Annotated in this window: 5 protein-coding genes; 2 read left to right on the top strand and 3 right to left on the bottom strand. The window is 71.1% G+C overall.

The window, feature by feature from the left end; all coding sequences use genetic code 11:
• The first annotated feature begins 400 nt into the window (after positions 1-400).
• A complete protein-coding gene (locus VGT06_06695) occupies positions 401-1,126 on the top strand; it encodes a class II aldolase/adducin family protein (protein HEV8662809.1) in 726 nt (241 codons plus the stop codon).
• Here the strand turns inward: VGT06_06695 and VGT06_06690 are convergent.
• The 3 genes from VGT06_06690 to VGT06_06680 are packed head-to-tail and all read right to left on the bottom strand — an operon-like array spanning position 1,123 to position 3,109.
• Positions 1,123-1,965 (bottom strand): tRNA (adenine-N1)-methyltransferase, encoded by an 843-nt coding sequence (locus VGT06_06690; protein HEV8662808.1) that lies wholly within the window; start codon positions 1,963-1,965, stop codon positions 1,123-1,125. The two genes, VGT06_06695 and VGT06_06690, sit on opposite strands and share 4 nt — an antisense overlap.
• On the bottom strand, positions 1,962-2,912 hold the full coding sequence (locus VGT06_06685) for an ATP-binding protein (GenBank protein ID HEV8662807.1): 951 nt from the start codon (positions 2,910-2,912) through the stop codon (positions 1,962-1,964). The genes VGT06_06690 and VGT06_06685 overlap by 4 nt, the downstream gene beginning before the upstream one ends.
• The gene (locus VGT06_06680) at positions 2,909-3,109 is read right to left on the bottom strand and encodes a MoaD/ThiS family protein (protein ID HEV8662806.1); all 201 of its coding nucleotides are present in this window, start codon (positions 3,107-3,109) and stop codon (positions 2,909-2,911) included. Before VGT06_06680 ends, VGT06_06685 begins: the two co-directional genes overlap by 4 nt.
• A 178-nt stretch (positions 3,110-3,287) precedes the next feature.
• On the opposite strand from VGT06_06680, the gene VGT06_06675 reads away from it, so the two are divergent.
• Complete coding sequence (locus tag VGT06_06675) at positions 3,288-4,130, top strand: alpha/beta hydrolase (GenBank protein ID HEV8662805.1); 843 nt, start codon at positions 3,288-3,290, stop codon at positions 4,128-4,130.
• Positions 4,131-4,202: the final 72 nt, after the last annotated feature.

The following is a 4,202-nucleotide window of genomic DNA, read 5'->3' as shown; positions in this document are numbered from 1 at the left end:
TCCGTCGGGATCGAGGACGCCCCCGACCTGACAGCCGACCTCGCCCGGGCCCTGGCTACCGTCTAATCTGTCGGGCGAGTGGTCGGAGAGTGTTCCAACTGCGGGACTGGCGGTCAAAGGCCCTGAGCGGCCTCACTGCACGGTGCAATGGGCGAGAGGCGGCGCTCCATCCAGCCCGGGACATTGCTCTTTGCGGCAGCCGGTCGACCGCATCGGTTCGAAGACTTCAGCGACGACTTTGCGGTCTGGGTCATTTACTATGGACCCGAGGGAGGCGAAGCAGCGACGTAGCGAGCGAGTCATGCTGCCGCGTCACACCGCTTCGCGTCCCCCCTCAGGCGGGAACGGTATGGGGCGATCATCGGCGGCCTCTGGGGCGCCGCCGGGAAGGAGGGAGGGGATGCTCGCACAGCGGGGGGGGCGGCGGCAGGGATCCGGAACCGTGGCCGCAGTCCGGCGCGACCTGCTCACTGCCTGCCGGATCCTCGACGCGGAAGGGCTCGTCACCGGATACGGTCACCTGAGCGCCCGCCTGCCGGGCCAGGAGGCGTTCCTCATCTCCCCGCGTCGTGCGCCGGGTCAGGTCCGGGGGACAGAGCTGCTCCGCGTGTCCTTGGACGCCAGCCCGGCGCAGATCCCCCGGATGGCCCCCCTGGAGATCCCCCTCCACCTGGCCCTCTACCCGGCCCGACCCGATATCGGGGCGATCCTCCGGATTCACCCGCGCTGGGCGGCGGTCCTCTCCGTCCTCGGGCGCCCCCTCCGGCCGCTGGACGCGATGGGGGCCCTCCTGGCCGAGACCGTCCTGATCTACCCGAACCCGGCCCGGGTCGCCACCCTCGAGCAGGGGCGCGACCTCGCCGCCGCCCTGGGCCAGAGCGATGCCATCCTGGTCCGCGGGCACGGAGCCATCGTCGCGGGAAGGGATGTGGTGGAGGCGACAGTGAAGGCCGTGATGCTGGAGGACTCCGCCCGCCTCACGTGCCGGGCGCTCAGCATCGGGGAGCCGCAGCCCCTCACCCGGGAGGAGTGGCACGAGCGCCATGGCCAGTCGCGCGAGTACTTCCGGCGGTCCTGGGACTACCTGACGCGCCGGGCTGGCGGCCCGGCAGGGGGAAAAGGCTAGCGAGGCTCTTCGCCCGTCCGGCCGGGGTCGAAGGCGGGGGGAAGCGCCTGGGGGGCGGGCTCGGCCAGGCGGCGGCTCACCAGGATGAAGCCGGAGTGGGCCACCATCCTGAGGTGCGGGCGGACCGAGAGGCCCACCGCCTGCCAGGGCCGGAGCAGGGCCTCGAAGATCTCGGGGGGCAGGAAGAGGGGCTGCCGCGCGAGCGCCTCCGCCATCTGCTGCACCTGGGGGACGGTGGGGAAGTAGGCGAGGAGCAGCCCCCCGGGACGGAGAGCCTTGGCCGCCGGCTCGACGGCCCGCCACCCCTCCGGCAGGTCGAGAATGACCCGGTCCACCGGCCCCTCCGGGATCCCGGCGTAGAGGTCCGCGAGCTTCAGTTCCCAGTTCGGGACCTGTCCCAGGTAACCCTCCACGTTCCGCCGAGCCTGCGCCAGGAAATCCTCCCGGATCTCGTAGGTGATCAGCCGACCCGTCGGCCCGATGGCCCGAAGCAGCGCCAGGCTGAGGGCGCCGGACCCCGCCCCCGCCTCGACCACGGTGGCCCCGGGGTAGATGTCCGCCCACATGCAGATGAGGGCGAGATCCTTCGGGTAGAGGACCTGCGCCCCCCGCTTCATCTTCACCACGTACTCGGCCAGGAGCGGGCGGAAGGCGGTGAAGCGCGCGCCCAGCGTGGAGGTGACGATGCTCCCGTCGGGACGGCCCAGCAGGTCGTCGTGAGGGATGAACCCCAGGTGGGAGGAGAAGCGCTGCCCGGGCTGGAGGACCACCAGGTACCGGCGGCCCTTGGGGTCGGTCAGGAGCACGCGGTCCCCGGGGGCGAAGGGGGGGCCGTTCACGCCGGAGGCACCTCGAGGACGGTCCGGGTGACGCGCCCCCGCCGCACGGTCGTCTGCCGCGCCCGCTCCATCATCCGGCAGTAGGCGCAGACCTCCCCCGTGGTCACCTGGCCGCAGACGTCGCACTCCCGGAGGGTGACCGTCTCCCCCGCTGCCAGGTGCGGCTGGACCTTCTTCACGAACTCCTGGTAGAAGGCTTGCTTGCTTCCGGGGGAGACCGCCTCGATCTGATTGATGACGTCCTTATAGAGAAGGAGGGTGGCCCCCGCGGCGTTCGGGCACTCGTCCTCGTGGTAGTCCACGCCCCGAAGCAGGCAGTAGGCCACCGCCTCCCGCTCCGTGACCCGGATGAGGGGCTTGACCGTCTTGGCGAGCTTCGCGTGGGTGGCGGGGCGGACCGGCGTCATCCGGCTGAGCTGCTCCGTCTGCCAGTGCAGGACATTGCCGAAGAGGATGGCCGCCACGTCGTCCAGGTTGTGGCCGGTGGCCAGCACCGGGAAGCCCCCCGCGAGGGTCGCCCGGTTCATCAGGTAGCGCTTCGAGAGGCCGCAGCCCGAGCAGGGGGGACGCCGGGTCCGCTCGCCCAGCTCCGGAATGGTGAACCCGGTCTCCTGCTTGACCTCGATCACCTGGAGGGGGAGCTCGTGGGCCTCCGCGTACGCCTCGGTCTTCTTGCGCCCTTCCGGGGAGTAGCCGTCAATTCCCAGGTCCAGGTGCAGTCCGGTGGTCTCGTAGCCCAGCCGCCGCAGGACCTCCCACAGGCAGAGGCTGTCCTTCCCCCCCGAGACCGCCACGAGCACCCGCTCCGCCGGCGCGAGCATCCGCTCCGACTCGATCGCCCGCTGAATTTGCCGTTCCAGGTGGCCGAGGAAGCAGGGGCCGCAGAAGGCGGCGTTGTGCCGGCGGATCTCGATGGCCGCCTTCCCCTGGCAGGTAGAGCACTTCACTGGGCCCCTCCCGAGATGGCCGGGATCACCTCGATCCGCTCCTCCTCGCCCACCACGTCGTCGGAGGTGAGGAGCGTCTCCCCCCGGACGACGATGACCGTCTCCGGGTTGATCTGCAGCTCCTTCAGGACCTCGCGGACGCGGCGCCGGCCCGGGAGCTCCACCTCCCGCCGCGGCCGGCGGATCAGAACCTTCATTCCCTCCTCCAGCGCCGCGAGTCTAACAGAAAAGGTAGGGGGGGGCAAACCGCGCCCCGGGAGGACCCCCCGGTCCCGCCGCGGCTTGCCACTCCGTGGGCCAACGTGCTACGGTCGGCCCCTCGTCGCGAGGGCCGGTGCAGCGCAGGGGCAGAGCATTGGAGGAAATGGGGTGGACATGATTCGCAGCGTCGTGCGCGTGCGGGACGGGGTCCGGATCCATTGCCGCCGCCTGGGGGAGGGGCCGGGCATGATCCTCCTCCACGGGTTTCCCCAGACCGGCCACATGTGGCGCAAGGTGTTGCCGGCGCTGGCCGAGCGGTTCACCGTCGTGGCTCCGGACCTGCGCGGCTACGGGGACTCCGACCGCCCGACGACCGGCTACGACAAGCGCACCATGGCGGCAGACATCGCGGAGGTGATCCAGGCGCTCGGGATCGGGCCGGTCGTGTTCGTCGGCCACGATCGCGGCGCACGGGTCGGCCACCGCTTCGCCCTCGACCATCCGGCGCTCCTCACCCACCTTGTCTTGCTGGACATCGCCCCCACCTATGACATCTTCGCGCGGCTCGACCAGCGGAGCGTCCGCCGCGTCTGGCACTGGCTCTTCCACCTGGTCCCCGACCTCCCCGAGGCCCTCACCGCCGGTCGCGAAGACATCTACCTGCGCTACCTCTACAAGGCCTGGGCGTTCAACCCGGCCGCGATCGAGGAGGAGGCCATCCGGGAGTACCTGCGGTGCTTCCGGGAGCCGGGGGGGATGCGGGCCGCCTTCGACGACTACCGGGCGGGGGCGACGATTGACCTGGAGCACGATGGCGCCGACCGCCAGCGAAAGGTTGCGGTCCCGACGCTCGTCCTCTGGGGCGGGAGCCGGATGGCGCAGAGCGCGGACATGCTGGCTGTCTGGAGGGAGCGCTGCGAGCGGGTCGAGGGGCACGCCCTTCCCGACTGCGGCCACTTCCTTCCGGAAGAGCAGCCGGGCGCCGTGGTCGACGCGATCCTAAAGTTTTTGGGCTGACACCAACGACATCAATCGTGGGACAGACGGTCCGGGTGGCGCCGGATGCCGCCCGAAGGCCCCCGGTGCGGA

This window comes from Candidatus Methylomirabilis sp., assembly GCA_036000645.1.
Taxonomy (GTDB): domain Bacteria; phylum Methylomirabilota; class Methylomirabilia; order Methylomirabilales; family JACPAU01; genus JACPAU01.
Note: the sequence above shows the minus strand (reverse complement) of the source record. Positions and strands in the feature narration are given on the sequence as shown.

Coding starts and splice junctions, on each gene's coding strand:
- VGT06_06695 (HEV8662809.1), top strand. CDS start 401: ATGCTCGCACAGCGGGGGGGGCGGCGGCAGGGATCCGGAACCGTGGCC.
- VGT06_06680 (HEV8662806.1), bottom strand. CDS start 3,109: ATGAAGGTTCTGATCCGCCGGCCGCGGCGGGAGGTGGAGCTCCCGGGC.
- VGT06_06675 (HEV8662805.1), top strand. CDS start 3,288: ATGATTCGCAGCGTCGTGCGCGTGCGGGACGGGGTCCGGATCCATTGC.